Consider the following 25,945-nt stretch of genomic DNA (forward strand, 5'->3'; position numbering starts at 1 on the left):
AGGAAGCATATATGTCAGGAAAGAAAATGGGACCAAAACAGCAAGAACGCGTCCACCTACCGCAAAGTCCAAAGCAGCCCTATGGTGTGCCAACAGAAGGATCTCATAAGGTGAAAAACGCTAATCATTCCAGACAGAATCAGCATAGTTCCCATGACATGTAACGTATGAATCAGCAACTGCCTGTGACAATCATAATCTTGTCACTGCCGAACGTTGAGTAATGCTCAAGGCAGAAGACAGCGATGACAATGATCAGCGCAAATTTCATCGGATACAGCACCATCTATAGACTCCCCAGAGAGATGAAGCCTATTTTTTGAACCACAGAAAGCCCGGACGTTCTTAAAGAGTTCGGGTTTTTTTGATAAAAAATGAATTACTTTTGTTCATTTTTTCATTTTTGAGAAGAGAGCTCATAACGGCATAATCAGTAAGATCTCATTGGAAAAATGGCAGGAAATACTACCGAGTCAAAAAAATTGCGTTATAATGGAAAAGACCACCTAAAGAAAAGGGGAGAGAATCATAATGAAGTCTGATATAGAAATTGCTCTGAATGCAGAAATGAAGCCAATTGAAGAAATCGCAAATATGTTAGCGCTTACAAAAGAGGATTGGGAGCCATACGGCCATTATAAAGCTAAGCTTTCCGACCACCTTCTTGAAAAATTAGCCACCCGCCCGGATGGGAAAATTATTTTAACCACTTCGATTAACCCCACCCCTGCTGGGGAAGGCAAATCGACGATAACAGTTGGATTGGGGCAGGCGATGAACCGGATACATAAGAATACGATCATTGCTTTACGTGAGCCTTCCCTTGGACCAACGATGGGCATTAAAGGGGGAGCTGCCGGTGGTGGATATTCTCAAGTGGTTCCCATGGAGGAAATCAACCTTCACTTTACGGGAGATATCCACGCGATTACTACAGCTAATAATGCTTTGAGCGCTTTTATTGATAATCATATTCACCAGGGAAATGAATTGCAGATCGATCCAAGGCGAGTGGAATGGAAGAGGGTATTGGATATCAATGACCGTGCACTGCGGCAGGTAGTGGTTGGCTTGGGAGGACCCACAAAGGGGATGCCTCGAGAAGATGGTTTTAAAATTACAGTAGCATCAGAAATTATGGCTGTTTTATGCCTTGCTAATGATCTGCAGGATTTAAAAAAGCGTCTTGCTAAAATGGTTATCGGGTATACGTACGGGAAAGAACCTGTGAACGTTGAGCAGCTTGGATTTGAAGGGGCTCTGACCCTGTTACTTAAAGATGCTATAAAGCCTAATTTAGTCCAGACGCTGGAAAATACGCCTGCCATCATCCACGGCGGCCCATTTGCTAATATTGCTCACGGATGCAACTCTCTGATGGCTACGAAAATTGCTGCAAAACTTGGTGATTATGTAGTTACGGAGTCTGGATTTGGTGCTGATTTGGGAGCGGAGAAATTTATAAATATTAAAACTCGTGCAGGTGGATTTGAACCGGACGCAGTGGTTATTGTAGCTACAATTAGAGCTTTGAAAATGCATGGAGGTATGGATAAAAAACAATTGGAAACAGAAAATTTAGAAGCCCTGGCACATGGTATGGATAATTTAAAAAAACACATGGAAACCATAAAGCAATTTAATCTTCCATTTATTATTGCTATTAACAAGTTTCCAGCAGACACTCAGAAAGAAGTGGATTATTTAATAAACTGGTGCAGCAAGGAGCAAGCTGAAGTTTCCTTGGTTGATGTCTTTACAGAAGGTGGTCAGGGAGGTACAGACTTAGCTTATAAAGTGGTGGAGTTATGTGAACAAAAGCAATCTGACCTTACTTATACGTATGAGCTGAATGATTCTATAGAAACTAAAATTGAGAAAATTGCCATGAAAATTTATGGCGCAGACGGAGTAGAGTTTTCCTCGAAAGCTAAAAGACAAATCAAACAGATCAATGAAAATGGATTTAGCAATCTCCCAATTTGCATGGCTAAAACCCAGTATTCTCTTTCGGATGATCCTGGCAAACCAGGAAGACCTTCAGGCTTCCGAATCACTGTGAAGGAGCTTCACCCTTCAGTAGGTGCGGGGTTTATTGTCGCTCTGACAGGTGACGTTATGACAATGCCGGGTTTACCTAAGAAACCTGCTGCATTAAATATGGATGTTACAGAAGCTGGAACGATAAAAGGATTGTTTTAAACTACATCCTCCCCAGCCTTTAAGTAGGCAGGGGGGGATTTTATTTGCTACAATTTAAATAATATATGAACAAGGGGGTAAAAACTCTTGACGATCGATATAGGATTAACCGGCTGGGGCGACCATGCCTCCCTTTACGCTGATCAAACAAAACCTGAAGATAAGCTTGCTGTCTATGCTTCTCATTTTCCCGTCGTAGAAGTAGATACAGCATTTTACGCCATTCAGCCTGAAAACCATTATAAAAAATGGTTAAATCAAACACCGGAGCGTTTTACTTTTGTCATTAAGGCATTCAATCAGCTTACCGGTCATGACCGGGCAGCCAGAACGAAGCAGGAAGCCAGAGATTTAATGAAACGTTATGAAGAATCTATCCAGCCCGTAGTGGAAGCGAATCGTGTGAAGGCTTTACTATTTCAATTTCCTCCATGGTTCAATGTTAATAAACAGCACATTCAAAAGCTCCGCCTGATCAGAGAGTGGCTCGACGATTATCCTCTTGCTCTAGAGTTCAGAAATAGAAGCTGGTTTACCGATCAATACAAACAGCAGACCATCGACTTTATGAAGGACCAGCAATGGATCCATACGATTTGTGATGAACCACAGGCAGGGGAAGGATCTGTTCCATTAGTGCTGGAGCCTACCCATCCAGAAAAATCGCTGATCCGTTTTCACGGGCGTAACGTTCACGGATGGAATAAAAATGGGCGGAAAGACTGGCGAAAGGTTCGCTTCTTATATCGGTATAACGAGGAAGAATTATTGGAATGGGTGAAAAGAATCCAACTATTAAAACAGCAGACCCCGGACATTACAGCTTTATTTAATAATAATTCCGGTGGTGACGCAGCGGATAATGCGAAACAATTCCAGAAAATGCTGGAGATTGAATATAAGAATTTAAATCCTAGACAGATGGATTTATTTCAGTTTTAGGGAGGAAATTATGGATAAGCAGACCGCTTTCGATCGCATCCACCAGTTTGTAAGGCAGCAGTTTGCAGAAGATTATACGGGTCATGATTACGAACACATGGTTCGAGTGGCTTCATGGTCAAAAGCTCTTGCTCATAAGGAAGGAGCTGATCCATTTATTTGTGAAACTACTGGCTTACTGCATGATATAGGAGATCACAAATTATTTTCTTATCCTGACAAAGCTCTTGAACAGCGGGATATTTTGTTGACCTCTCTTGGATACACTAATACTCAAATCAGCCTGATTTCTGATTTAATCGAGACTATTTCCTTCTCTAAAGGACAAGTTCCTTCCACGCTGGAAGGAAGAGTCGTTCAGGATGCGGACCGACTGGACGCGATCGGTGCAATTGGCATTGCCCGCACCTTTGCCTATGGTGGGGCGAATGGCCAGCCGATACATTCATTTAGTGATCAAGCAACTTCTTTTCGACACTTTCAAGATAAATTATTAATGCTTGTTCATTTAATGAACACCGAGAGTGGCAGAAAAGAAGCTGAACATCGGCACGATTTCATGATAAAGTATGTGGAAGAGTTCAATAAGGAATGGAATGCTTTTTCAACTGAAAGTAAAACTACATAAAGCTGGAACATCAGAGGAGGTACCACTTAATGGAAAGTAATGAAGAAGTTTACCTGGAGTTATGCAGACATGTGCTGGCTGAAGGTGTAAGAAAAGAAGATCGAACTGGAACAGGGACCCACTCCATTTTCGGATCCCAAATGAGATTTAATTTACAGCAAGGATTTCCTTTGCTAACGACAAAAAAAGTCCCTTTTCGCTTAATTGCAAGTGAACTATTGTGGTTTATTAAAGGGGACACTAATATCCGCTACTTACTAGAAAATAATAATAATATTTGGAACGAATGGGCTTTTCAATCATGGATTGAGAGTGAAGATTACGACGGTCCGGATATGACAGATTTCGGAAGAAGAAGTTTAGCAGATCCTCAATTCAATGAACAGTACAAGCAGCAAATGAAGAAATTTAAAGACTTAATTCTGCATGATGATTCATTTAGTGAAAGGTTTGGCAATCTTGGTTCCGTCTATGGGAAACAATGGCGTGACTGGAAAACCTCTCGTGGTGATACGATCGACCAATTAAAGAATGTTATTGAGGGAATTAAGCATAATCCTGATTCTAGACGTCATATTGTTACTGCCTGGAACCCGGAAGATGTACCTTCAAACATGGCACTCCCGCCTTGCCATACGATGTTTCAATTTTATGTAGCTGACGGAAAGCTGTCGTGCCAGCTATACCAGCGCAGTGCTGATATCTTTCTCGGGGTTCCTTTTAACATTGCCAGCTACGCTTTGCTTACGCACTTAATTGCTCATGAATGCCAGTTAGAAGTGGGTGATTTCGTCCATACGCTGGGTGATGCTCATATTTACAGCAATCATGTGGAACAGGTTCATACCCAGCTGTCTAGAGAGCTTAAACCACTTCCAGAACTTTGGATCAATAAAGATAAACAGAGTATTTTCGATATGGAAATGGCAGACTTGAAGATAGAAGGTTACGACCCGCACCCAGCCATTAAAGCACCAGTAGCTGTATAATTTATAGACGAGGTGAGCACATGATTTCATTTGTATTTGCAATGGATCGTAATCAATTGATTGGCAAAGATAACGACCTGCCTTGGCACATTCCAAACGATTTCAAATTTTTTAAAGAAACGACTTGGGGACAAACGATCATTATGGGAAGAAAAACATTTGAATCGTTTGGCAGTCCTCTACCCGAAAGAGAACATCTTATCATCACCAGTGATCAAAATTATTCACATAAGGGCTGTACGGTCATTCACTCTATAGAGGAAGTTCTGGATTTAGAAAAGAATGATCCAGAGAAAGAATGGTTTGTTATTGGAGGGAGTGTTCTCTTTAAACAGATGCTTCCCTTTGCGGATCGCATGTACATGACGTTTATCGATCATGAATTTGAAGGGGATACGTATTTCCCTGAATATGATCCTTCTGAATGGACTATGGTTTCAGAAACGAAAGGGACGCGAGACCAACGTAATCCTTATGATTATTACTTCCGTGTGTATGACCGGAAATGAGCAAGCAAGAAAAGTTATGTGCAGTTATTCTTTCAGGAGGCGGTTCTACACGAATGGGAGAAGATAAGTCTCTTCTAACTCTGCAGGGGCAGCCTGTAATCGTGCGCATCTTTAATGAAATGAGAAAAGTATCGAATCAGTTAGTTGTCAATCAGGAGGGGCCAAGGGCAGAAGAATTAATGGAAACCGAACATATTGCTGATCTAATTAAGGATTCTGGCCCTTTGGGAGGGCTTCATACGGTGATGAAACAAAGGGAAGAAGAGTGGTTTGTCGTTACTGCCTGTGATACACCCTTTATTCGTGCGGAGGTATTTGAACAGTTATTACGGTTAAGAAATCCTGACATCGATGCCATTGTACCTTTATACAAAGGGAGGTTTCAGCCGACATCAGCGGTTTACCATCGCAGGATGCTTCCTTTAATTGAATCCTCGTTAAAAAAAGGGGAGCGCAAGGTTAAAATGGTGCTGGACCAGGTTCGTACCCTATATCCAGAAAGTTTTTCCGGCATTGAAGAAGATGCGCTTTCTGCTCATTTTTTTAACATGAATACACCGGAGGATTACTTGAAGGCTGTAGAGTTGGCAAAAAAATAGCAGAGCAGCAAGACAATTAAGCCTTTACATGATATGATGAAAATAATAACAGAAATGTAATCCAACATGATTTTATTTTAAAAAAGGCGGTGAATTCTATGCTCTCAAGTATAGGAATCCCGGGTCTTATTTTAATTCTTGTGATTGCCCTGGTGGTCTTTGGACCGAAAAAACTCCCTGAGATTGGAAAAGCAACAGGACAAACCTTAAAAGAATTTAAAAAGTCGGCTCGAGACTTAACAGGTGATGTAACGGAAAATTTCTCCGAAGCGAAGAAAGCTTTTGAACCTGAGGATAAATCTAAGCAAAAATAAGCTTGTTATTGGAGTGGTGAAAAATGTTATCCAATATTGGAGTGCCTGGTCTTATTTTGATTCTGATCATTGCTCTTGTTATTTTTGGACCGTCAAAACTTCCAGAGATCGGGAAGGCTTTTGGCAGCTCGCTGAAAGAGTTTAAAAAGGCCACCGGTGAACTCATGTCCGACAATGATAAAGATACCAAAGATGAAAATAAGGACAAGCATGTATAACAAGTAAACGCTGAAGGTGTAAGGGTTTCTCCCTTGCATTTTCTTTATGTCAGGCAAACGTCAGCCTGGAGGTGAATAGGTATGCCGGATCAAAATTTGAGTGCAGACATAGAAATGAATGTAACCGACCATTTAAGTGAACTGAGAAGACGAATTATTTGGACATTGGCTGCATTTATTGCTTTTTTTATCGTGGGATTTGTTTATTATAGAGACATTTATTACTTTTTTGTAGACGATTTACCCTTTAATTTACACGTTACAAGCCCTGGAGAAATCATCTGGATTTATTTCACAATGGCAACCATCGTTGCCGTTGTAGGAACGCTGCCTGTATTGTGTTTACAAGTCTGGCTGTTTGTTAAGCCAGCACTAACTTCTAAAGAACAGAAGGTTTCCTTATCCTATATTCCGGCGATTTTTCTATTGTTTCTAGCGGGTTTGACATTTGGTTATCTCGTATTTATTAAACTTATTCTTCCTTTTCTGCTTTCGTTAAACCAAGGAATGTTTACGGAAATATTTACGGTAGACCGTTATTTTAAATTTCTGTTTCGGGTGACCATTCCATTTGCAGTAATATTTGAAATTCCTATTATTACGATGTTTCTAACAAGCCTGGGTATAGTGAATCCAGTTTTTCTTGTAAAAGTTAGAAAGTATGCCTACTTTGTGCTGATCATCATCGGGACGATTATTTCTCCTCCTGATTTTGTCTTGCAGCTAGTAGTAGCAGTGCCGCTAATTGTACTGTATGAAATTAGTATTTTGCTTTCGCGTGTAGTGTACCGGAATAAAATAAAAAAACATAGTGAATTCATGGACGACTAAAGGAATCCTCTCCTGAGGATTCTTTTTTCTCGTATTCCCGTATTGAAAGTTTTGATTAATCTTTTAATCCATGGTAAAAAGAAGTCACATTAACTAGGGGGAACATGCAAATGAGATCATTTTATCATTACATGATGCGGTATCGAGGGAATAAGCAGCAGGACGGTGCTAAGAAGTTAGCAGATTGGATGTTTGAGGACCATAGTTTTCCTAAACAGGCAAAAACCTATAACGAAATCAGCAGTTATCTGGAATGGAATATTCCATTTACCAATGCCTTATCTGTGTTTGATCAGCTTTATGATGCCTATGAGATTGAAGAAAATGACTAAGGATGTTTAATTACCGTATAGGGGGATCATTATGAGAATATTACATACAGCTGACTGGCACTTAGGCAAGATCGTTAACTTTGTCCATATGACAGAAGATCAGCGTTACATTTTGGAGCAATTGATTGAGATTGTAAAGGAGCAGCAGCCTGATGCATTGATCATAGCGGGCGATTTATATGATCGTTCCATTCCTCCTAAAGAGGCAGTGGACTTACTAAACCAGGTCCTCACTACACTTATTAATGAACTGAATATTCCTGTTCTCGCTATTTCTGGTAATCATGACAGCCCGGACCGATTAGAATTTGGTTCTCGTTTGTTTCGCAAGCAGGGGCTTTATTTAGATACTAAACTACTAACAGAGCGCGAACCGGTTACGCTTCAGGATGAATTCGGACCTGTTCATTTTCATTTAATTCCTTATTTAGAGCCCGCAGAGGCTGCTTATGTGCTTGCCGATGACTCTATTAAAACTCATCAACAGGCAGCAGAAGCACTTGTAGAGGATATTAAGCTTCGGTTTAATATGGATGAGCGGCATGTCTGGGTAGGCCATTCTTTCCTCGCAGGGGGCATGGAATCTGAGTCTGAAGAGCGGCTGTCAATGATTGGCGGCAGTCCGTATGTGCATGCTCATCTGTTTCAAGACTTTTCCTACGTAGCGCTTGGCCATTTGCATCAACCTCAGCAAGTAACGCAAGCGTCCATTCGCTACAGTGGTTCGATATTAAAATATTCGTTCTCAGAAGCGAATCATAATAAATCGGTAACCATGGTTGAGCTTGATGACGGGGGAATGAATTCATTTGAGAAAATTCCTCTGAAACCGATCCGCGATTTCGAAGTCATCGAAGGTTATTTTGAAGATTTACTACTTGGAAATGCCGCCGAAGACCTCAGAAATTATTTGCATATTCGACTGCTGGACGATGGGCAGCTTATTGATCCAATGGGGAAATTAAGAAAAGTTTATCCTAATATCCTTCATCTGGAGCGAAAACGCATGACTGGTGAGAATCAGTTTGAAAACCTTGAGAAAGTTCAGAAACGACAGCGTATGTCTCATGCCGATTTATTCAATTTATTTTATGAAGAACTCAAAGGGGATACGATGCCCGAAGAACGCCGGCAAATGGTGACCCAGGCTATAGAAAAATTAAAAGAATCAGAAAGGGGACGTTGAATTGAGAGCTCTGACGTTAACAATGCATGCTTTCGGTCCCTATAAGACGAAGCAGACGATTGATTTTTCATATCTTGGAGATGAATCTATTTTCTTAATTTCCGGCCCAACAGGAGCAGGTAAGACAACCATTTTCGATGCGATGAGTTTTGCTCTCTATGGCAGAGCAAGCGGAAGCGACCGTGACCAGGAGTCCTTGAGGAGCCATTTTGCAAATCCCGGCGACCCTACGGCGGTGGAGTTTACATTTCAGCTTCGTGGAAAAAGCTACCGCGTCGTTCGTATGCCTAAACAGTGGAAGCCGAAAGAACGCGGGGAAGGATTTAAAGAAGAACCGGCAAGGGCAGAAATCTATTTGCAGCAGCCAGCGGGGGAAAAACTGGTTGCTTCCAAAATTAAAGAAGTTAATGAGAGTATTGAAGAATTATTAGGACTGGATTATGAACAGTTTAGAAAGATGATTATGATTCCTCAGGGAGAGTTTCGTAAACTAATTTCAGAAAATAGTAAAGAACGAGAAGAGATCCTTCAACGAATATTTCGCACCCAGTTTTATTCAGACATCACTGATTATTTGAAGCAGGAGTCTAAAACTTTAAAGACGCAAATTGAGCAATTTCAATGGAAAATTGAGCAGGCAGTGAATAAGATCCATTGGGATGAAGAACATGAGGTCGAGCTTGATGCGAATCCAGAGGATATTCAGCGAGCGCTGAAAGTACGGATGAATAAACAAGCTAATGAAAAGGAAAAGGCAGTAGAAATTCTTCAGAAGAGCACTAATGAGGTTGAAAAAGCTCAAGCGCAATTTCACGAAGGTAAAAGAATTCTGGATCTTTTTAATGAATTAGAATCATTAAAACAAGAAAAGGTCACTTTGAAAGAAGAAGAGAAAGAAATAAACCAGCTGAACGATCAGCTGAAATGGGCACAGCGAGCCGCGGAAGTTGTTCCGTATGAGCGGCAGTGGCGTGATAGGCAGAAGGAATGGGAGAAAACTAAGTCAGAACAGCAGAACAGAGAGCAAGAAAGAAAGAAAAAAGCTGAACAGCTTGCCGAGTTAAAAACCAACTATCAAAAAGAGGAATCAAGAGAAACAGAAAGAAATCAGTTAAAAGAGAATTGGACAAGGAAACTCAAAGAAAAAGAGCACCTTGAAGAATACATCCAGCTTGAACACCATTACTCTTCTATTAATAAACAAATCGCCAATAAAAAGGAAGAGTTAAAACACCAGAAGAGTGAGCTGAAGGATAGAGAGAATGATATAGAAAAGCTACAAAAGTTTGTAAGGAACAATCAAGAAGCGTCCAATAATAAACTTAAGCTTGAACACCAGTTGGATCGGGAAGCGAAGCAGAAACAGGATCTGCACAGATTGCAGAAAGAGTGGGACCAATTAAAACAGCTGCGGACAAAGTACCAAGCGTTTCACCATGAGTTTAAGCAGGTGGAAAAGGATTATGAGCAATCGAAGCAAAGGTACGAAGCAGCTGTTGATGAAATGACGAAACATCACGCTTACAGCATAGCTGCAGACTTAAAAGATGATGATGCCTGCCCGGTCTGTGGCTCGGTTCACCATCCTTCTCTGGCAAAGAGGCCAGAGGGATCTGTGAGTGCCCAAGATCTTGAACAACTAAAGCAAAGATTCAAACAAAGGGAAGCAATTCACCTTGAGTTTCAGACAAAAGCGGTAGATGTAAAGTCCGCTGGAGAATCTCAGCGTCAGCTTACAGATTCTCTCAAAAAAGACTTAGAAAATCTGGTGCCTGAACTATCAGATGAATCAATCAAGGAAGCTTTTCAAAGAGTTGAAAGATCTATGAGTAAAATACTTCAGGACTTAAAGGATTCTGCTAACAAGGTTAAAGAAGTAGAAAGAGCGGCTCAAGATTTAGAAAAAATGGAGCGAAAGTTTAAGAGCTTAACAGTCAATCTGGAGCAGTCTAACGAACAAGTCAATGAACTGGCGCAACTATCTACTAAACTACAGACCCAGATGGAGAGTCTTGAACAAACGTATTCCTTTGAAACGAAGGATATTACCAAGTTAGACCAATCGATCGATGCTATAAAGAAGGAATACCAGCAGCAAGTATCTTTTTGGGAGAAATTGAAAGAGGACTATTTTCATTTAAGAGATCAGGTTCAGCAGTTAAATGCTGCCGATCAAGAAGGCAGTAAATTTCTTGAAAACCTCGCATTAGCGGTAGAGGAGAAAGAAGAGCTTTTCCATGAAACGCTGGCTCAATATTCTTTTCAAACCGTTGAATTGTATCATCGTGCCATCCTTTCGAGAGAAGAGCAAGAGAAGATAAGTGAGAGAATTGAAAAATTCCAGCAGAGAACAGCGATCGTCAATGATTCTCTCCATAAACTGGACCTTAGACTTAAAGGGGTAGAACCGCCCAACCTGGCTGGATTAGAAGAAAATCTTCAGAAGATGAATGAGGAGCAGAAACAGCAGCAGGAGCGGGTGAATCGACTGGAGATAGAATGGCAGACAAATAAAGAGATTCATAATCAAATAACTGAGCTCTTAAATGAACAGGGGAACTTAGCTAAGCAATATTATGATATTGCAGAGTTAGCTCAGCTGGCAAAAGGCGACAACCATTTGAGGCTGTCTCTGGAAAGGTATGTGTTAGCCTCCTTCCTGGATGAAATCCTGATGCAGGCAAATCTCCGCTTAGATCAAATGTCTGATCACCGTTATCAGTTACAAAGAAGTAATGAAATTGCTAAAAGAGGAGCACAGAGCGGATTGGACTTAGAAGTGCTCGATCATCATACCGGGCAAAACAGATCAGTAAGAACACTTTCCGGGGGAGAAGGGTTCAAGGCATCCTTGAGTCTTGCCCTAGGAATGGCGGATGTAGTTCAGTCTCATGCAGGCGGTGTACAGCTGGATACATTATTTATTGATGAAGGATTTGGTTCCTTAGATGAAATCTCCCTAGAGCAGGCGATTGACTGCCTAAGGAGCTTGCAGGATGGCAACCGTATGCTCGGAATTATTTCCCACGTTGCACAGCTAAAAGAAGAAATTCCAGCGAAATTACAAATTAATACAGGACCTGAGGGTTCTACTGTCGAATTTATATTTCAGTAAAACAAGAGGAGGCCGCTAGAGATGTCCACACCTTTATCGATGGAATGGTTATTAATCACTGAAGGCAAAGAACGTCGTGTTGATGCAGACGACAATCTGTTTGAAATATCATTTCCCGGCTATAAGATTTTTCCAATGAATGAACCTCTGGAAATAAGAAGACATATAAAGTCAGATCAGATTGGTGCAGGAATAATTGAAGAAGTCATCTTGAAAAATAATACAACCATCTGTAAATACCGATTAGTTTCTTTATATTCAGTCAATTAACGACACAACTATTAAAGGGTATTGTCGGATACTGCGCTTGCCCGGGAAATATTCTGATGATTTTCCTGTTATTAACTTAGACAAAGGAGTTTATTTGTGGAAATTTTAGAAAACGACTGGGGCCTACTTCTGGAAAATGAGTTTAAGCAGCCTTACTATCAGGAGCTGAGAGAACAGTTAAAAAGAGAGTATCAGAAGACTACAGTTTATCCAGACATGTACGATATTTTTTCTGCTTTAAAAGAAACCTCTTATCAAGGTACAAATGTCGTGATATTAGGTCAGGATCCTTACCATGGTCCTGAACAGGCTCATGGTTTAAGCTTCTCTGTGCAGCCGCACGTGGCAATTCCTCCGTCTTTAAGAAATATTTATAAAGAGTTAGAGGAAGATTTAGGTATTACTCCACCTAATCACGGATACTTAGTTCCATGGGCTCGGCAGGGTGTGTTGTTGCTAAACAATGTATTAACCGTGCGAGCTCATGAAGCACATTCTCATCAAGGGCTGGGCTGGGAACGATTTACCGACCGTGTCATTGACTTGTTAAATCATAGGGAAGAGCCGGTAGTGTTTATCCTCTGGGGTAGACATGCTCAGAAGAAAGCCTCTTCCGTTGATGCGAACAAGCATAAAGTCATCTCATCGGTCCATCCGAGTCCTTTAGCTGCTCACAGAGGTTTCTTTGGGAGCCGTCCTTTTTCGCAGGCGAACCGTTTTTTAGAAGCTCATGGACGCCCGACTATCGATTGGTCACTTCCTGATCGATCTTCCCTCTAAAAGCCCAAACCAGTTCAAGGATCAGGGCATATGCTACACTAATTCAAATTTACGGAGGGGTTATGTATGTTCCCGACAGGTCAGTCACCGTTCCCTCCCATGGGTGGTATGTTCCCTGGATTTCAACAAGCTGCAGCACCAGCACCACAAGGAATCATGAAGTTTATTGCTCCCTTTTTAAATAGAGGTGCAGCAGGGGCAGCAGGTTCTGGTATGGGTATCCCCGGCATGGGCGTACCTGGATTCGGCGCAGCAGGATATGGTGCTCAAGCTCTAGGAGCCAGCCAAGCGGCAGGGGCAGGAGGAGCCGGTTGGCTGGGTCATATGCAAACGGCACTAAAAGCTGTGCAGACCGCAGCACCTATGGTTCAGCAGTACGGTCCCATGGTAAAAAATATTCCAGCAATGATTAATATGATGAAGCTGATGAATTCTTCAGATGATGAAGAAACAGAAGAAGAAACTAAGCCAAAAAGTAAGAAAAGACAAGATGAATCGATTGATTTCGAAGAATCTGTTGAAGCTGAAAACTCTTCTATGAAGCGGCGTCAAGGTACATCACAGCCTAAACTCTATATTTAGGCTGTGCATGTGGCTTGATTTTTTTTGTTCTATTCGCAAAAATAAGAGGAAGCATATTGAAAAAGTTTACCTACTATTGGAGGTTTTTCACATGAATAGACAACTACAAACTGCCACATTTGCTGGAGGCTGTTTCTGGTGTATGGTAGAACCATTTGATGAGCGGCCAGGGATTGAATCCATCACCTCTGGATATACGGGCGGACACACGGAAAACCCTACCTATATGCAAGTGATTACGGAGACGACCGGCCATAAAGAAGCCGTTCAGATTATTTATGATCCTGAGATTTTTCCTTATGAACGTTTAGTAGAATTATTTTGGAAACAAATTGATCCCACAGATGCAGGCGGTCAGTTTGCAGATCGTGGCGAATCTTATTCAACTGCCATTTATTACCACAATGAAGAGCAAAGACAGGTGGCGGAAGAAAGTAAACGTCAAATTGAACAATCCGGTTTCTTTAAGGATCCGATTGTAACAGAAATTCTGCCTGCCAAAACGTTTTATCCAGCAGAGGACAAGCACCAGGATTATTATAAGAATCACAGCTATCACTATAAGCGGTACAAGCGCGGTTCTGGCCGGGCAGGATTTATAAAGGACCACTGGGGCTTTAAGAAGAATGAAGAGGAATTAAAGCAAAGACTATCTGATATTCAATATAAGGTTACCCAGGAAAATGCAACAGAGCGGCCGTTTCAAAATGAATATCATGATCATGATGAAGAAGGGATTTATGTAGATATTGTTTCGAAAGAACCCTTGTTTAGTTCCCAGGATAAATATGATGCGGGTTGTGGATGGCCAAGCTTTACTAAACCTATTGAGAAACAGCAAGTCCAGGAGCAAACCGATGCTACGCATGGAATGATCCGTACAGAAGTGAGAAGCGGGGAGGCAGATTCCCATTTAGGCCACGTGTTTGAGGATGGTCCAAAAGATCAGGGCGGGCTGAGGTATTGCATTAACTCTGCTGCTCTGCAGTTTATACCCAAAGACCAAATGGAACAGGAAGGCTATGGATATTTACTTCACCTTTTTAAGAAATAATTTACAAGTAATCCCTATGGGTAAAAGGGAGATGATTCCTCGCTTTTCTGATAATAGGAATTTCTAAAGGTTCAATTATTTCCCAACGTCAAGAGGGCGAGGTTTATAGAAACTAAATGCAATTACAGATACCGACTCTTTCATTTCAAAGGGTCGGTTTTCTTTTATTTAGTAAGAGTCACCAAGTCACCAGTACAGCTTCAGCTTACTGTATATCTTGCTCCTGCCAGAGTGTACCTTTGACTTTATCTTGAATTAAAGATAAAATTTAACCAGAATTGATTATAAGTAAACGATAATAATATTATGTAAACAAAGGAGCATATTGATGAGAATGAAACATATTTTTAAAGCGGGTAAAGAAGGAAATCATAAAACATTATTAATGCTTCATGGTACAGGAGGAACAGAAAATGATCTACTGCAGGTTGCTGAGCTGATTGATCCGAATGCCGCAGTTTTATCGGTCCGAGGAAATGTTCTCGAACAAGGCATGTCCAGGTTTTTCAAAAGACTTCGCGAAGGAGTTTTTGATGAGGAAGATCTGAAAAAGCAAACGAATGAACTGAATACGTTTTTGGCAGAAGCAGCTGAAGAATATTCATTTGACAGAAGGAAGGTCATTGCGGTCGGATACTCGAATGGCGCCAATATTGCAGGAAGTTTGTTATTTCATTTTCAAGACAGTTTAGAAGGTGCCTTGTTATTTCATCCGATGGTCCCAATAAGAGGTGTGGACCTTCCTAATCTTACCGGTACACCGATTTTTATCGGAGCAGGGGAAAATGATCCAATCTGCTCTTCTGAAGAAACAAAAGAATTACATGCACTTTTACAATCAGCTGGAGCAGAAGTGAAAGTGCATTGGGAAGAGAGGGGTCACCAATTAACACAATCAGAGGTGCTGGCGGCAAAGGACTGGTATAAGGAGTTATTTTCTGCTCAAGATTAGTGCGTCATTGAGTCATCCATTTGTTCATTGTATGATAGATAGTGTTAAGGAGGTATGTGTTGTGATTCATAAAACTTGGGAAACAACAGCGACTATCAAGCAAATCGAGTGTGTTCATAACGAAGCGAAGAAGTTTGTCGTCAATAATGTCTTAACTCCTGGGAAAGTGTATGACGTTAAAAACGAAAGTGAAGAGTTTTATTTTATCGTTGACAACTCAGGTAGAATTGGCGGATTCTACAAAGAATATTTTAAAGAACTTTAATTAATCGCACAGTGAGATCCTTACAATTAAAAAATGTATTCACTTAAAAACCCGATCCAATGATTTATATTGGTTCGGTTTTTTAGTAGTTAAAGAGCCATCTGCTGCTCTTCTAATTTCCATTCCACTTGCTGGTTAGTTTATTTCCAACTTATAAGTTCATAAGGCACGATTAAGTGAATAAGGCAGGGCTTCATGCTGCATTGCTTAAGCGGTTAGGATATTCGATGTTACATTTTAGGAGAAATGGGGAAGTAAAATGGTAGATTAATGTCATGGAGGTTATAGGTTATGATTATTGATAACGTAAGAATTTATCAGCCATTCAATGAGAGTGCAGGGGAGGATGCTTGTGCAGTAAGTATTTCACAAGGGAAGATCACTGATATTCTCCCAAGTCCTTATCAAGGTAATGATGAAGTCGTGTATGACGGAGGAGGAAAAGTATTAACTCCTTCTTTCAATGACAGCCATATGCACTTACTTCGTTTTGGTTTGTTAAAAAAAGAGTTGGATCTTACCGAAGTATCCAGCTGGAAAGAGTTGAAACAGGAAATCGAAAACCATTATGACATCATTGAGGAAGGAGACTGGGTTTTCGGTAAAGGATTTAACGATGCGGAATTCGATGATATTGATCATTTACTAACTGCTGAAGATTTAGATGAAATTCATGTTGATGCTTATATCTACCTGATGCACGAAGATGGCCACGAGTGTGTAATCAGCTCTAAAGCGCTGGATCTATTGAAGCAGGAAAAAGCTTTTGCTAAAGAGCCGGATATATTTAAAGAAACCGATGAAAATGGGAATTGGAATGGCCGTTTTAAAGACACCGCCGTTCATTACATTAAACACCATTTCTGGGGCAGGTCTGTGGAGGATGCTAAAGAAGCTATCGAAGCTGCAGCCCCGCATCTATCTGAATATGGAATCACCTCAGTTCACACAGATGATATTAACTTTATTGGTACTTATGAAAAGTTATGGCAGGCTTATACACAGCTTGAAGAAGAAGGTAAATTACCTTTAGATGTTCAGCTTCATCATTATATTTTTGATAAAAGTGATGCTGCCGATTATGTTAGGGAGAATAAGTTGCGCACCGGAGATGGAACACGTCAAGTAAAGGTTGGCGCCTTTAAAATCTTCTTAGATGGCACCCAGCGGTTACACACTTCTGCTATGAGAAACCCTTATCCGGATAATCCTTCCACCGAGGGAGTCTTAATTTATTCTCAAGAGGAATTGAATGAAATGGTCGCCATTGCTGCAGAAAATAATATGCAAGTAGCTATGCATGCAATTGGTGACAGAGCTGTTGAACAAGCAATTGAAGCTTTAGAGAGTGAGAAAGCAAGAACCTCACAGCTGCGCCATCGTATTATCCACGCTCAGACACTGGGGCCGGATTTAATCGAACGGCTTAGTAAATTAAAACCATATATTGAGACTCAGCCCTCATTTCTGCTCGGAGAGTGGGACAAGAAAGATAAATGGACTCCAAAGGAACTTGTACCCTATTGTGATGCTTTTAACAGTCTTTTACGAGAACACATCCCAGTAACTTTAAGTTCAGATTTACCCATAGGAAGTATTAATCCCCTAGTTTCTATCTACACAGCGGTCAATCGTATGGACTTAAAAGGAAATCCTGAAGGGGGCTGGATGCCGCAAGAGCGCATCAGTCTTGATGATGCCTATTTAGGGTTTACAGTAACTCCAGCAGAAATAGAGTACCAGGAATCAAAAAAAGGAAAAATTCAGCCAGGGTTCCAGGCGGATTTTGTCTTGTTGGATAAACACCCTAAAGAAGTGGAATCGAGAAACATTAAGGATATCGAAGTGCTGGAAACTTGGTATCGGGGTGAACAAATCTATAAAAAGTGACCTTTTGCTCTTCCTTCCTTGTTATTATTCTTTTCATCGTAGATAATAAGGGTAAGTGATGGAAAGAGGAGGAGGGTCACAAATGGACAAATTAATTCTCGTACGTCATAGCGAAACAGATGGTCAGCATGAAGATTCTCCCTTAACTAAATTAGGGGTGCGTCAATCCCAAATTCTTTCAGCTTTTTTGGAGAGATCAGGTTACAAGATCGACCGGATTATATCCAGTCCTTTTTTAAGAGCAGTAGAGACAATTAAACCTTTCGCGCAAAACAGCGGCTTAACAATCGAAACGGATGATCGATTAGAAGAAAGAATTTTGAGCCATGAACCGCTGGATGATTGGGAAGAAGTTCTGCATGATACCTTCAAAGATCCAGAACTTAAGCTGACCGGCGGAGAATCTTCAGCAGAAGCGAAACAACGTGTTCTTTCCTTAATTGATGAATTAGAAGCTAATGAAGATGGCAATATTCTGTTGGTTACTCATGGAAACTTATTAGCTTTATTGCTGCAGAGATTTAAGCACGAGGTAGGTTTTTTTGATTGGAAGCGGCTTTCCCGTCCAGATGTTTTCCTTGTACAAAAACAGGGTGGAGAGTATACAGTGGAACGAGTTTGGGAAGATTAATGAGGCCCAGTCTTCATTAATCTTCTTTCATAGGCTTACATACTGCAAATAGAGCTATCTTAAAGTTGAAAATGGTCGATTCATAAGAAGGAATTGCGAATTTTATCTATAATAGGTATCATGGAAGTGGTGTTTATTTTTCATAGTAAGGTGAATTTTGAGACATAAGCACTCTTTAATTCTACAAAAAGGAGGAGATTTTCATGTCGTTTGTAATTACATCCCCTTGTAAAGAAGAAAAATCAGGCGAATGTGTGGATGTGTGCCCTGTTGACTGTATTGAAGAAGGAAAAGATATGTTCTATATCGATCCTGCTATTTGCATAGATTGTGGTGCTTGTGAAGCGGTTTGCCCTGTGGAAGCTATTTATATTGAGGACGAAGTTCCTGAAGAGGAAAACAAATACATCGAATTGAACCGCAAGTTTTTTGAAGAACAGCAGTAGAAACAGATAGAAAGACGCTGGGACAGCTATTTTTTAGTGATTATTAAATCCGAACGATGATGATATGTTAACGGCATACTTCCATCATCGTTCGGATTTTTTATTGCATCATGCTGGTTTCCAGACTCAGGAAGGACCCACTTTTTACCGGTACATAAGCTTAAGAACGTGAGAAATCGGGTAAATTCTAAATGAAGTTCTTACAAGGAGGAAATTTATTATGGCTACTCTGACAGACAAATCAGCAATTATCACGGGAGCAAGCAGCGGGATAGGCGAAGCAATTGCTAAGCACTTGGCAGCTGAAGGTGCGAATGTGGTTCTGGCCGCCCGTCGATCCGAAAGACTTGAAGAGCTCGCTCAGCAAATAGAGAAAGAATATAATGTTGCTGCGAAGGTTGCAGAAACAGACGTAACGAACAGGGAAGATGTGGAGAATCTGGTGAAACTCACGAAAGATTCATTCGGAAGTGTGGATCTATTAGTTAATAACGCCGGTGTCATGCTTCTTTCTTTTCTTAAAAATGATTATGTTGATGAATGGGAGCAGATGGTTGACGTTAATATAAAAGGTGTACTATTTGGTATTCATGCCGCTCTACCATCAATGATTGAACAGGAGTCTGGCCATATTATCAATGTTTCTTCTGTGGCTGGCCATGAAGTGTTTCCATCCAGTACGGTCTATAGTGCAACGAAGTATGCGGTACGTGCCCTCTCCATGGGAATGGAGAAAGAGTTATCTCGTTCAGGTGTCCGGGTAACGAATATCTCCCCAGGTGCGGTAGATACCGAATTAACAGATCATATTACAGATGGAGAAGTACTTGAGATGTTCAAAGATCATAGCATGGAGCCCCTGGAGGCAAAAGATATTGCACGTGCTGTAGCATATGCGGCCACCCAGCCAGACTATGTTAATGTAAATGAAGTGATCGTCCGTCCAATGCATAAGAAATGAATATAAATTAATAAACCGCAGGTCAGCCCTGCGGTTTATTCTTAATGTACAATTTTAAATTCTTTATATCCCTTTAGCTCCTCTTTCCGTTCAATATCAACAGATTCAACTTTAGCAAATGGTGTGGGGCCATCTTTTATTTTTCCAATGAAGGCATCGAGTTCTTCCTGATCTCCTTCTGCTTCAATTTCTACTGCACCGTATGCGGTATTTTTCACCCACCCTTTGACTTGGTGTTGATCTGCGATATTTTTAGCTGTAGCACGAAAGCCAACTCCCTGGACTTGGCCGTGAACTACAATTTGCGTGAATGGCATAAAAAAAGCACCTCCCAATGATTATAGTAGTTTATTACCTTATTTTGTCTTATAAAAACCCTATGAAAGGAGTTTTTTTCATGAAAGCGATTGATATTCAGGCCATTCAGGGTTTTCGAATGGGTCACGCTCAGCATGAGGAAGCGGGGACAGGCTGTACAGTAATAGTTTGTGAGGAAGGTGCTGCTGCCGGTGTCAGTGTCCGAGGGGGATCGCCGGGAACCCGAGAAACCGATTTATTAAAGTCAGAGAATTTAATAGATAGGGTTCACAGCGTTTTTATGGCCGGTGGAAGTGCTTTCGGTTTAGATGTGGCAGGGGGAATTATGGAATATTTAGAGAGGAAGAAGATCGGATTTGATGTAGGTAAGACTTTTGTGCCGATCGTACCGGGAGCGATTTTGTTTGATTTAAACGTAGGCGACGCCGAAGTACGGCCAAACCAGCTGATGGGATATAATGCTTGTGCCAAAGCTTTTTCTGATACACCATTTTTTGAAGGGAATGTGGGAGCAGGAACAGGAGCTTCGGTAGGGAAAATTTATGGCGGGGATTATTCCATGAAGGGAGGATTGGGTTGGGCGGCGGTTGAAGCGGGTGATCTGCAGTTGGGTGCCATTATCGCAGTCAATTGTTTCGGAGATGTGATTGATCCAGCTTCTAATAGTATTGTCGCCGGCGCTTATAACCGTGGAGAAAATAAGTTTATGAATTCGGAGCACGGACTGATCAGCCAGCTGCAGGAGCGGCAGACGAATCGATTTAATGATAATACCACGATCGGAACTCTCATCACGAATGCAGTCTTAACCAAAGCTCAATCTAACAAACTTTCTTCCATTGCACATGATGGCTTGGCTAGAACTATGCGGCCGTCTCACACCTTTGTGGATGGAGATACATTGTTTACTCTCTCAACGAATAAAATAGAGGTTGACCTAAATGGATTAAGCATGCTGGCAGTGTCTGTAGTAGAAAAGGCTGTCTTGCGGGCGGTTAAAGCAGCCAATACAGCCTATGGATTGCCTGCCTACAGAGATATATTTAAAAGGAAGTGAAGTATATGAAAGTTTTTGTCTATGGATCATTACGAAAAAATGAGGTAAATCATCATTATTTAAAAGGAGCTGATTTATTAGCCGAGCAAGCCTGGATTTCGGGCAGACTGACGGAAGGGGAATTTTACTATCCTTTCTTAATTAATGATCCTCAGGCCATTACTTACGGAGAGCTATATGAAATCCCACCCCATTTCTTAAAAAAGCTTGATTATTTGGAAGGTTACCGGGCCGAAGATCCTTCTTCATTATTTTACCGGGAGGAAGTTAAAGTCACGACGGATCAAGGTCATCATCAGGCAATCGTCTATAAATGGGGAAAACAGGAAGCTGGAAGGCAATTGCCTGAGGTACCTCATGGAAACTGGAAAGTAAGACAGCTTCTGAAGCAGGAATGTTATTATTATCTTGCCTATGGTTCATGTATGGACCAGGAAAGATTCCAAATTGGCAAGGTAGATCACCTATTTCAGAATATGATAGGAGCTGCCCGGCTGGATGATTATGAGCTTCGTTTCTCCCACCATGTTAAAGATGGTGGAAGAGCAGATATAGCTGAGAAAAAAGGCGCGCATGTAGAGGGATTGGTTTACCAAGTGGAAAAAGAGGCGCTTGATTACCTCTATCAGAGAGAGGGAGTGTTTACTGGCGGCTATCGACCAGTAGTCGTGGAAGTCGATTTACATAACTCTCGTAAAATAGAGGTTTTGTCATTTACCGTTATTCACAAAAAAGAAGATTTAACTCCGCCGCTGCATTATGCAAGAGAAATTCACAGAGGAGGGGGGCCGCATCTTACCGCCGCTTATTTATCGCAGGTAGAGAAACGGTTCCATCAGCTACAAGTGAAAGGGTTTGACCAGTATTTGAAGGAGAGTTCCTCCGCAAGGAAAGGTTCTGATTAACTTTTTAAGAATCGGAAAAGATAGTCTAATTATTGGCCGTGTTTCTCAGAACATTTCAGTTTGTGAATAAAGGCAAGTAAGTCGGACAGTAGGCTCATTGATAATTTCTCTTACTAATTCTACTTTACTTCCTGTAAGCGGATCTTAAGAAAATAGCGTTTACTACTTGAGGCTTAGGCAGGTTATTGAGTAGAATAGAGAGTAATGAATTAGGAGCCGCGAGCTTAACTAAAAAGGAGTTTGGCTGATGACTGTCACTACAGCGAAGACTGGGACACAATTAAACCATTTATATAATCATTTATTAAAAATAGAGAAAAAAGAACAAGCAAGTAAAGTGCTTGATCTAATTAGTAAGATTCAATCCAGACAAATGATGATAGGCTTTGCCGGCCATTTCTCTGCTGGTAAATCAACCATGATAAACAGACTGGTTCACACACAGATTTTACCTTCCAGTCCCATTCCTACGAGTGCTAATATTGTAAAGTTATTATCAGGTTCCCCCTACACCGTTACCCGGTTTAGGGAAGGGCCGCCCGAGAGATACGACGGCGATATTGATTTTGAAACAGTAAAGGAAATGTGTCTGAATGGCGAGGAGATTACCGGTGTTGACATTAGTCGTCCGCTTGATGAATTACCTGAACACGTAGCACTTCTTGATACCCCAGGGGTAGATTCCAGCAATGATGCCGATCGGTTAATTACTGAGTCATCGCTGCATTTAATGGATTACATGTACTATATTATGGACTATAACCATGTGCAGTCCGAAGTGAATTTGAGATTTTTGTTAGATATGCAAACCAGGGGAACCCCTTTTTCTATAGTGGTGAATCAAGTAGACAAACACCAGGACTCCGAACTAAGTTTCAAGGAGTTTAAAGAGAGCATCCAGGCTTCTCTTCAGCAGTGGGGGATCACACCTGAAAAAATTTATTATACTTCCTTGAAAAATGAAACGGTTGGTGAGAACCAGTTAGATTTACTGGTTTCTGATTTCGAGGAATTATTTAATAGAGATTATTCACAAATAGAAGAGCAGGCGAGCAAAGATGCTCAAGCGATCGTCAACGATACAATCCGCGAAGAAGAAGAAATCTTTCAGGAGAAGCGTCAGGAACTGTTGGAGGAAGAGGAAACGGCCACCCATATTCTTGCGGCCAATGATCATATTCAAGATTGGGAAGCCTACTTCCTTGAGCAGGAACAGAAGAGTGAAGAACTACATCGGCAATTTAAAGAACGAGTCTTATCCTTTCTGCCTAATGCTTACCTAATGCCAAGCACATTGCGTGACAAGGCTAAAGCTTATTTAGAAGCCAGTCAGTCTGGATTTAAAGTTGGAATGCTGTTCACAAAAAAGAAAACAGAAGAAGAACTACAGCGAAGAGAAAATGATTTTTATTCAGGTTTAATAGACGTAATGGAGAAAAATCTCAAATGGCCATTAAGAGATCGGATAATGGAAATCATCGATGCTTTTGAGATTAAAGACTCCTCTATTATTGAAGAAATCCAGCAGTTTTCTCTTTCCTATGAAAAAGATCGGCTGAGAAAATTAATTGAACCCGGCGCATCTGTGACCGGTGATTACGTACTACGGTATACGGAACAAGTGGCGAAAGATATTAAACAACAATACAGAACCCGACTGCTTGAATGGCAGGAACGAATGAAAGAGATTCTCCAGGAAAGAAATAGGGATGAAAAAGAGCAGTATAAAGAGATTATCCAGGCATTAGAGAATAAGAAGGCCATCGAAAAGAAGCTTGATCAGCTGGACGAAAATTTTCATCAAACAAGCAAATTGTTAAAGCAACAATTGTCTATTTCCGAGCAGTCTGATCAGCTAGATGAACATGTAAAGAAGGCCTTGAAAGAACGGGAGGTTCAAGTCCAGCTCAAATCTCTTGAAGCTGTCACGGACTTTTCTAATCAACCTTTGCCAAGTAAACAGGAATGGGAAGCTTCGGCTGAACAAGATGCGGGGGAGACCTCTTCCAGTGAAGCTATGAAACATGCAGAGGAAGCATTAACCGTTTTACAGGAAACGGAAGGACTAAAAGATTTATATGAGCAATTGCAAACGAAACAGAATCGCTTAGCTAACCAAAGTTATACAGTGGCACTGTTTGGTGCGTTTAGTGCGGGTAAATCATCCTTTGCCAATGCACTGCTTGGGGACCGTGTTCTGCCGGTTTCTCCTAATCCTACGACGGCCACAATTAACAAAATCTGTCCGCCAACAGAACAATTCCCAGACCGGACTATACGCGTAAAAGTCAAAACAGAACAGCAGCTGCTTGAGGATTTTTCTCAATTGATTCATCAACGATCTTTACAAGCAAAAGACACAGAGGAATTAATGGTAGAAATCAATAAATGGACCGATAAAGATTTCAAGAAACTGGAGCAAAAACAGTTGTCGTTTATTAAGGCATTTCAATCCGGATATGATTATATGAGCCCATATTTTGGTACTGAAATGACCATTACTTGGGAGCAATTCTCATCCTTCGTTGCTGAGGAACAGAAGTCTTGTTTCATTGAATGGATGGAGCTTTATTATGATTGCGAATGGACACGGGCGGGCATCACTCTGGTAGATACACCGGGAGCAGATTCAGTGAATGCCAGACATACAGATGTTTCTTTCGAGTATATAAAGAATGCCGACGCTGTTCTTTTCGTCACGTATTATAACCACCCGTTTTCTAAAGCCGATCAAGCTTTTCTAACTCAGCTTGGCCGCGTGAAAGACACGTTTGCCATGGATAAAATGTTCTTTATTATTAATGCTAGTGATTTAGCAGATTCCCCTGAAGAAGTCCAGCAGGTGGAAAGCTATTTAAAAGACCAGCTCACGCGCTTTAACATTCGCCATCCGCGGTTGTACTCCTTATCAAGTCTTCAAGCACTGAGTGAGAAGATGGACAATAAGTCCGGCCAGTCAGGGATGAATGTCTTTGAAGACAGGTTCAGCCGTTTTTTACATGAAGAATTAGCCGATGTTCTCATCCAGTCGATTTACCATGATATCAAAGCGGCCAAGGATTCGTTACATGAATTTATCCGTCACGCCAAGCTTAATCAACAAGAACGCGAGCTTCAGCTTAAAACGTATCAGGAAAATGAAGACCAGGCTGTCTCCGTTATTGAAAAGCTCAACGGAACTTCAGAATATGAACCAATCCGACATAAAGTCGAAAAGCAAATTCATTATGTCCACGAGAGAATGATGTTAAATTTCCATGATTTCTTTAAGCAGCAATTTAATCCAGCAGTAATTAATGGAAAAAATGAAAATGTGAAAGAACAAGTGGATTCAGCCGGGGAAAGATTGGTGAGAGAAATTGATTTTGAAATGAAGCAGGAATTGAGAGCAGTCAGCTTAAGAATTGAACGGCTGCTGACAGAACTGCTTCAGCAAAAACAAGCTGAACTAGAGAAGGAGCTAAGAAAGATTCACAGCTCTATTGAATTTTCTGTCGAGGATTTAAATCATCTCTCCAGTCCGGAATTTAATCTGAAATTTGAGCTAGATAAGCAGCAATATCAAGATATATTACGAATGTTTAAGAATACGAAGACGTTTTTTGAAAAAAATGAAAAAGAAGAGATGAAAGAAGCGCTTAGTGCTCGGTTCAATCCGCACTTAAAACAGGTGTTAGGCGATGGAGAAGATATTCTGACCCGTCACTATGAATCCATTTGGGATGAAGTGTTCCAGCAAGCCTCCGAACAATGGACAAGGGAAATTCGCCAGTTCTTCAACCGTTTGTCTTATAGTTTAACAAACTACACTCAAGTAAATGTACTCGAGGATCAATATGCCAGGTTAGAAACTATCCATTCCTAAATCAAAGAAAGTCAGGAACTATGAATATAGAATGAATCGGATGAAAAGCGTGTTTTACCAAATCTTCAGGGTGTTGAGAATTTCTCAGCACCCTGTTTTGTGTT

General features: G+C 40.9%; 27 protein-coding genes. 26 read left to right on the forward strand and 1 reads right to left on the reverse strand.

The features are described from left to right. Positions 1 to 11 precede the first annotated feature (11 nt). The 23 genes from Q7A53_RS03155 to Q7A53_RS03265 all read left to right on the forward strand — a co-directional run bounded on the left by Q7A53_RS03155 (position 12) and on the right by Q7A53_RS03265 (position 19,696). Positions 12 to 164, forward strand: coding sequence for a small acid-soluble spore protein P (locus Q7A53_RS03155; RefSeq protein WP_411787650.1), 153 nt, complete (start codon positions 12 to 14; stop codon positions 162 to 164). A gap of 367 nt (positions 165 to 531) precedes the next feature. Continuing rightward, positions 532 to 2,202 (forward strand): formate--tetrahydrofolate ligase, encoded by a 1,671-nt coding sequence (locus Q7A53_RS03160; RefSeq protein WP_411787651.1) that lies wholly within the window; start codon positions 532 to 534, stop codon positions 2,200 to 2,202. A gap of 87 nt (positions 2,203 to 2,289) precedes the next feature. Continuing rightward, positions 2,290 to 3,144: a DUF72 domain-containing protein gene (locus Q7A53_RS03165; RefSeq protein ID WP_411787652.1), complete on the forward strand. Its 855-nt coding sequence runs from the start codon at positions 2,290 to 2,292 to the stop codon at positions 3,142 to 3,144. Positions 3,145 to 3,154: 10 nt separating this feature from the next. After that, complete coding sequence (locus Q7A53_RS03170) at positions 3,155 to 3,772, forward strand: HD domain-containing protein (RefSeq protein WP_411787653.1); 618 nt, start codon at positions 3,155 to 3,157, stop codon at positions 3,770 to 3,772. Between the two features lie 29 nt (positions 3,773 to 3,801). After that, positions 3,802 to 4,761 carry a thymidylate synthase gene (locus tag Q7A53_RS03175; protein WP_411787654.1) on the forward strand — a complete coding sequence of 320 codons (960 nt, stop codon included), beginning with the start codon at positions 3,802 to 3,804 and terminating at the stop codon, positions 4,759 to 4,761. Positions 4,762 to 4,781: 20 nt separating this feature from the next. Continuing rightward, on the forward strand, positions 4,782 to 5,270 hold the full coding sequence (locus Q7A53_RS03180; protein ID WP_411787655.1) for a dihydrofolate reductase: 489 nt from the start codon (positions 4,782 to 4,784) through the stop codon (positions 5,268 to 5,270). Next, positions 5,267 to 5,869: a molybdenum cofactor guanylyltransferase gene (mobA, locus tag Q7A53_RS03185; protein ID WP_411787656.1), complete on the forward strand. Its 603-nt coding sequence runs from the start codon at positions 5,267 to 5,269 to the stop codon at positions 5,867 to 5,869. Before Q7A53_RS03180 ends, mobA begins: the two co-directional genes overlap by 4 nt. Before the next feature lie 98 nt (positions 5,870 to 5,967). Further along, complete coding sequence (locus tag Q7A53_RS03190) at positions 5,968 to 6,183, forward strand: twin-arginine translocase TatA/TatE family subunit (RefSeq protein ID WP_411787657.1); 216 nt, start codon at positions 5,968 to 5,970, stop codon at positions 6,181 to 6,183. Between the two features lie 23 nt (positions 6,184 to 6,206). Beyond that, positions 6,207 to 6,401 (forward strand): twin-arginine translocase TatA/TatE family subunit, encoded by a 195-nt coding sequence (gene tatA / locus Q7A53_RS03195; RefSeq protein WP_411787658.1) that lies wholly within the window; start codon positions 6,207 to 6,209, stop codon positions 6,399 to 6,401. A gap of 81 nt (positions 6,402 to 6,482) precedes the next feature. After that, positions 6,483 to 7,232, forward strand: a complete 750-nt coding sequence (tatC, locus tag Q7A53_RS03200; RefSeq protein ID WP_411787659.1) for a twin-arginine translocase subunit TatC — start codon at positions 6,483 to 6,485, stop codon at positions 7,230 to 7,232. Positions 7,233 to 7,342: 110 nt separating this feature from the next. Beyond that, on the forward strand, positions 7,343 to 7,564 hold the full coding sequence (locus Q7A53_RS03205) for a YozE family protein (protein ID WP_411787660.1): 222 nt from the start codon (positions 7,343 to 7,345) through the stop codon (positions 7,562 to 7,564). Positions 7,565 to 7,595: 31 nt separating this feature from the next. Continuing rightward, complete coding sequence (locus tag Q7A53_RS03210) at positions 7,596 to 8,750, forward strand: exonuclease SbcCD subunit D (protein WP_411787661.1); 1,155 nt, start codon at positions 7,596 to 7,598, stop codon at positions 8,748 to 8,750. Between the two features lies 1 nt (position 8,751). Further along, positions 8,752 to 11,865 carry an AAA family ATPase gene (locus tag Q7A53_RS03215; RefSeq protein ID WP_411787662.1) on the forward strand — a complete coding sequence of 1,038 codons (3,114 nt, stop codon included), beginning with the start codon at positions 8,752 to 8,754 and terminating at the stop codon, positions 11,863 to 11,865. A 21-nt stretch (positions 11,866 to 11,886) separates the two neighbouring features. Further along, positions 11,887 to 12,135 (forward strand): DUF2584 family protein, encoded by a 249-nt coding sequence (locus tag Q7A53_RS03220; RefSeq protein WP_411787663.1) that lies wholly within the window; start codon positions 11,887 to 11,889, stop codon positions 12,133 to 12,135. Between the two features lie 96 nt (positions 12,136 to 12,231). Further along, entirely contained in the window at positions 12,232 to 12,915 is a 684-nt protein-coding gene (locus tag Q7A53_RS03225; RefSeq protein WP_411787664.1) for a uracil-DNA glycosylase, read from the forward strand. Positions 12,916 to 12,981: 66 nt separating this feature from the next. Further along, positions 12,982 to 13,497, forward strand: a complete 516-nt coding sequence (vrrA, locus tag Q7A53_RS03230; RefSeq protein WP_411787665.1) for a VrrA/YqfQ family protein — start codon at positions 12,982 to 12,984, stop codon at positions 13,495 to 13,497. Positions 13,498 to 13,588: 91 nt separating this feature from the next. Further along, positions 13,589 to 14,551, forward strand: coding sequence for a peptide-methionine (R)-S-oxide reductase MsrB (gene msrB, locus Q7A53_RS03235; RefSeq protein ID WP_411787666.1), 963 nt, complete (start codon positions 13,589 to 13,591; stop codon positions 14,549 to 14,551). Between the two features lie 334 nt (positions 14,552 to 14,885). Continuing rightward, positions 14,886 to 15,503 (forward strand): alpha/beta hydrolase, encoded by a 618-nt coding sequence (locus tag Q7A53_RS03240; protein WP_411787856.1) that lies wholly within the window; start codon positions 14,886 to 14,888, stop codon positions 15,501 to 15,503. 61 nt (positions 15,504 to 15,564) lie between these two features. Beyond that, positions 15,565 to 15,768 carry a DUF6501 family protein gene (locus tag Q7A53_RS03245; RefSeq protein ID WP_411787667.1) on the forward strand — a complete coding sequence of 68 codons (204 nt, stop codon included), beginning with the start codon at positions 15,565 to 15,567 and terminating at the stop codon, positions 15,766 to 15,768. A 291-nt stretch (positions 15,769 to 16,059) separates the two neighbouring features. Then, positions 16,060 to 17,658 (forward strand): amidohydrolase, encoded by a 1,599-nt coding sequence (locus tag Q7A53_RS03250; RefSeq protein ID WP_411787668.1) that lies wholly within the window; start codon positions 16,060 to 16,062, stop codon positions 17,656 to 17,658. 82 nt (positions 17,659 to 17,740) lie between these two features. After that, on the forward strand, positions 17,741 to 18,289 hold the full coding sequence (locus Q7A53_RS03255; RefSeq protein WP_411787669.1) for a histidine phosphatase family protein: 549 nt from the start codon (positions 17,741 to 17,743) through the stop codon (positions 18,287 to 18,289). Positions 18,290 to 18,492: 203 nt separating this feature from the next. Next, positions 18,493 to 18,735 (forward strand): indolepyruvate ferredoxin oxidoreductase subunit alpha, encoded by a 243-nt coding sequence (locus Q7A53_RS03260; RefSeq protein WP_411787670.1) that lies wholly within the window; start codon positions 18,493 to 18,495, stop codon positions 18,733 to 18,735. 220 nt (positions 18,736 to 18,955) lie between these two features. Continuing rightward, positions 18,956 to 19,696: an SDR family oxidoreductase gene (locus Q7A53_RS03265; protein WP_411787671.1), complete on the forward strand. Its 741-nt coding sequence runs from the start codon at positions 18,956 to 18,958 to the stop codon at positions 19,694 to 19,696. 41 nt (positions 19,697 to 19,737) lie between these two features. Here Q7A53_RS03265 and Q7A53_RS03270 read toward each other — a convergent pair whose 3' ends face one another. Next, positions 19,738 to 20,013, reverse strand: a complete 276-nt coding sequence (locus Q7A53_RS03270; RefSeq protein WP_411787672.1) for an acylphosphatase — start codon at positions 20,011 to 20,013, stop codon at positions 19,738 to 19,740. 80 nt (positions 20,014 to 20,093) lie between these two features. Between Q7A53_RS03270 and Q7A53_RS03275 the strand changes: the two genes are divergently transcribed. The 3 genes from Q7A53_RS03275 to Q7A53_RS03285 all read left to right on the forward strand — a co-directional run bounded on the left by Q7A53_RS03275 (position 20,094) and on the right by Q7A53_RS03285 (position 25,841). Next, the gene (locus Q7A53_RS03275; RefSeq protein ID WP_411787673.1) at positions 20,094 to 21,071 is read left to right on the forward strand and encodes a P1 family peptidase; all 978 of its coding nucleotides are present in this window, start codon (positions 20,094 to 20,096) and stop codon (positions 21,069 to 21,071) included. Positions 21,072 to 21,076: 5 nt separating this feature from the next. Beyond that, on the forward strand, positions 21,077 to 21,976 hold the full coding sequence (locus Q7A53_RS03280; RefSeq protein WP_411787674.1) for a gamma-glutamylcyclotransferase: 900 nt from the start codon (positions 21,077 to 21,079) through the stop codon (positions 21,974 to 21,976). A 247-nt stretch (positions 21,977 to 22,223) separates the two neighbouring features. Beyond that, positions 22,224 to 25,841 (forward strand): dynamin family protein, encoded by a 3,618-nt coding sequence (locus Q7A53_RS03285; protein ID WP_411787675.1) that lies wholly within the window; start codon positions 22,224 to 22,226, stop codon positions 25,839 to 25,841. Positions 25,842 to 25,945 lie beyond the last annotated feature (104 nt).

Origin of the sequence: Halobacillus rhizosphaerae (assembly GCF_046719735.1) — a bacterium.
Taxonomy (GTDB): domain Bacteria; phylum Bacillota; class Bacilli; order Bacillales; family Halobacillaceae; genus Halobacillus_B; species Halobacillus_B rhizosphaerae.

What these genes read in the sequence shown, in the direction of transcription:
- Q7A53_RS03155 (WP_411787650.1), top strand. Translation starts at nt 12, where the DNA reads ATGTCAGGAAAGAAAATGGGACCAAAACAGCAAGAACGCGTCCACCTA.
- Q7A53_RS03160 (WP_411787651.1), top strand. Translation starts at nt 532, where the DNA reads ATGAAGTCTGATATAGAAATTGCTCTGAATGCAGAAATGAAGCCAATT.
- Q7A53_RS03170 (WP_411787653.1), top strand. Translation starts at nt 3,155, where the DNA reads ATGGATAAGCAGACCGCTTTCGATCGCATCCACCAGTTTGTAAGGCAG.
- Q7A53_RS03175 (WP_411787654.1), top strand. Translation starts at nt 3,802, where the DNA reads ATGGAAAGTAATGAAGAAGTTTACCTGGAGTTATGCAGACATGTGCTG.
- Q7A53_RS03180 (WP_411787655.1), top strand. Translation starts at nt 4,782, where the DNA reads ATGATTTCATTTGTATTTGCAATGGATCGTAATCAATTGATTGGCAAA.
- mobA (WP_411787656.1), top strand. Translation starts at nt 5,267, where the DNA reads ATGAGCAAGCAAGAAAAGTTATGTGCAGTTATTCTTTCAGGAGGCGGT.
- Q7A53_RS03190 (WP_411787657.1), top strand. Translation starts at nt 5,968, where the DNA reads ATGCTCTCAAGTATAGGAATCCCGGGTCTTATTTTAATTCTTGTGATT.
- tatA (WP_411787658.1), top strand. Translation starts at nt 6,207, where the DNA reads ATGTTATCCAATATTGGAGTGCCTGGTCTTATTTTGATTCTGATCATT.
- tatC (WP_411787659.1), top strand. Translation starts at nt 6,483, where the DNA reads ATGCCGGATCAAAATTTGAGTGCAGACATAGAAATGAATGTAACCGAC.
- Q7A53_RS03205 (WP_411787660.1), top strand. Translation starts at nt 7,343, where the DNA reads ATGAGATCATTTTATCATTACATGATGCGGTATCGAGGGAATAAGCAG.
- Q7A53_RS03210 (WP_411787661.1), top strand. Translation starts at nt 7,596, where the DNA reads ATGAGAATATTACATACAGCTGACTGGCACTTAGGCAAGATCGTTAAC.
- Q7A53_RS03220 (WP_411787663.1), top strand. Translation starts at nt 11,887, where the DNA reads ATGTCCACACCTTTATCGATGGAATGGTTATTAATCACTGAAGGCAAA.
- vrrA (WP_411787665.1), top strand. Translation starts at nt 12,982, where the DNA reads ATGTTCCCGACAGGTCAGTCACCGTTCCCTCCCATGGGTGGTATGTTC.
- msrB (WP_411787666.1), top strand. Translation starts at nt 13,589, where the DNA reads ATGAATAGACAACTACAAACTGCCACATTTGCTGGAGGCTGTTTCTGG.
- Q7A53_RS03240 (WP_411787856.1), top strand. Translation starts at nt 14,886, where the DNA reads ATGAAACATATTTTTAAAGCGGGTAAAGAAGGAAATCATAAAACATTA.
- Q7A53_RS03250 (WP_411787668.1), top strand. Translation starts at nt 16,060, where the DNA reads ATGATTATTGATAACGTAAGAATTTATCAGCCATTCAATGAGAGTGCA.
- Q7A53_RS03255 (WP_411787669.1), top strand. Translation starts at nt 17,741, where the DNA reads ATGGACAAATTAATTCTCGTACGTCATAGCGAAACAGATGGTCAGCAT.
- Q7A53_RS03260 (WP_411787670.1), top strand. Translation starts at nt 18,493, where the DNA reads ATGTCGTTTGTAATTACATCCCCTTGTAAAGAAGAAAAATCAGGCGAA.
- Q7A53_RS03265 (WP_411787671.1), top strand. Translation starts at nt 18,956, where the DNA reads ATGGCTACTCTGACAGACAAATCAGCAATTATCACGGGAGCAAGCAGC.
- Q7A53_RS03270 (WP_411787672.1), bottom strand. Translation starts at nt 20,013, where the DNA reads ATGCCATTCACGCAAATTGTAGTTCACGGCCAAGTCCAGGGAGTTGGC.
- Q7A53_RS03275 (WP_411787673.1), top strand. Translation starts at nt 20,094, where the DNA reads ATGAAAGCGATTGATATTCAGGCCATTCAGGGTTTTCGAATGGGTCAC.
- Q7A53_RS03280 (WP_411787674.1), top strand. Translation starts at nt 21,077, where the DNA reads ATGAAAGTTTTTGTCTATGGATCATTACGAAAAAATGAGGTAAATCAT.
- Q7A53_RS03285 (WP_411787675.1), top strand. Translation starts at nt 22,224, where the DNA reads ATGACTGTCACTACAGCGAAGACTGGGACACAATTAAACCATTTATAT.